This window comes from Blautia sp. MSK.18.38 (genome assembly GCF_024460535.1).
Classification (GTDB): domain Bacteria; phylum Bacillota; class Clostridia; order Lachnospirales; family Lachnospiraceae; genus Blautia_A; species Blautia_A fusiformis.
Genome location: NZ_JANFYP010000068.1, coordinates 1 through 1879, shown reverse-complemented (window position 1 = coordinate 1879; position 1879 = coordinate 1). Strand labels below are relative to the sequence as shown.

The following is a 1879-nucleotide window of genomic DNA, read 5'->3' as shown; positions in this document are numbered from 1 at the left end:
AGTCGAGTAGACTAAGACCTCTCAATCTTAGCCCCTCACAGATCCGTACGTGCGGCTTTCCCGCATACGGCTCCTCATAGTAACATTCGCTTCAATATAAACAATAGTACGTTTTAGGTTTTGCTAACGGGTAATACTTGAGCATTTCCACAAATCCATTCCATGTGTATGCCCGTCTACAACCTCTCCGATTCATGGCTTTGAATAGAAACTGTTGTACTCTATGCAGGAATGTTGTTATCTTCCGAAAATTCCATGTAACACCATAATACCGATAGTGTCCAATTAGTTTTACGTTCAACTCTTTAATTATTTCTCGCATTGGTCGATTTCGATTATCGTAAATCCAGTTCTTGTATGCTCTAACCTTTTGCTCTAACTTCTTTCTTGAAGTCTGTACCTTTGGCACGAAACCTCCCTTTCGAGTTTTGCTACAATAGAAGGTAAACCCCAGAAAATCAAATGTTTCAGGTTTACATTCTCCTCTTGCTCTACGATTCTGCTCTGCAAATCTCCCAAATTCAATTAGTCTGCTTTTACTACTTTCCAGCTCCAGTCCAAACTTTTCCATTCGTTCCTTTAACTCTTTATAGTATCTTTCAGCTTCTGACTTATATTGAAATCCTGCAACAAAATCATCCGCAAAGTTGACGAGAAAACACTCTCCCTGCATTTCCCTTTGCACCACCAGCTTAAACCACAGCGTCAGCACATGATGCATGTATATATTTGCAAGCATCGGACTCATTGCTGAGCCTTGTGCCGAACCTTCCTCTGTTGGCTCGAATTTTCCTTGCTCCATTATTCCTGCTTTAAGGTATTTACGTATTAGCCACAATAAGTTCTTATCCTGTATATTCCATTCAAGGAACTTCATCATCCAATCATGGTCGATATGGTCAAAGAAACCTTTGATATCGGCATCTACGATATAGCTGATTTTTCCATAGCTTATCCGTTGGTATACTTCTTTTATTGCTTCGTGACACCCCCTATTCGGTCTGAATCCATACATGCAGTTTAGGAATCTCGGTTCATAAATAGCTCCCAGTATTTTCTTCACTGCCATTTGTACAATCTTATCTTCATAGGAAGCAATCCCTAATGGTCGTTTCTTTCCATTTCCTTTAGGTATATATACCCTCAGTGACGGAAGTGGCTTAAAGGATTTGTTTTTCAACCTCTGTACCAGTTCCTTGATATTTCTATCAAGGTTCTTCCCATACTCATCCTTAGTTACCTTGTCAATTCCGACTGCTTTGTTCCCATCTAATTCCTTATGGCATTGCTTTAGCATATCTTCATTTATCAAGTGGTACACTGATGTAAATATAGGATGTTTTGATGTTGCTGATATCTCAGCTATTCTTACTAATTTCGTTTCCATTATTTCCTCCGTCCCTGAGTACGGATAATGTGTCCTCAGTAAGACCTTTACTATGCAATCCCCTTCCCTCCATCGGCATTGCCCGATTTCTACAGTACTATGGGATTGTCCGACCACCTACCATTCATTTGAAATACTCCGTTTTCAGTTGCAATTTCATACTCTTCTTCGAGAAATGGCAGGTTCTCCCCAGTTGATGTGTATTCACAATGTAAAACATGATTGGTTCTCTGACTCCGCAGTGCCACATAACACTCGCCATATCGCATTACATGATATTGTCTTCCGCACCAGTTAAGACGTCGACCGACTGAAGTTAACGTTTCGAAGCTCAATCACTATTCAACCCTGCTTTCTTGCTGTCTACGCTTGTCAGATGCCGTTACCGGCATCATCCCAAGACTCGCTATTATCTGGTTGGCTAAACCTTGGATAAACCGGAATCCCACCGGCTTGACTACACACCCTTAGCTGGGCGCACAACTGGAATTT

1 protein-coding gene is annotated in these 1879 nt (G+C 41.0%); it reads right to left on the bottom strand.

Annotated features, from left to right (window positions below):
• Nucleotides 1-91: 91 nt before the first annotated feature.
• Nucleotides 92-1387 (bottom strand): group II intron reverse transcriptase/maturase, encoded by a 1296-nt coding sequence (gene ltrA, locus NE638_RS17690; RefSeq protein WP_009323505.1) that lies wholly within the window; start codon nucleotides 1385-1387, stop codon nucleotides 92-94.
• Between the last annotated feature and the right edge of the window lie 492 nt (nucleotides 1388-1879).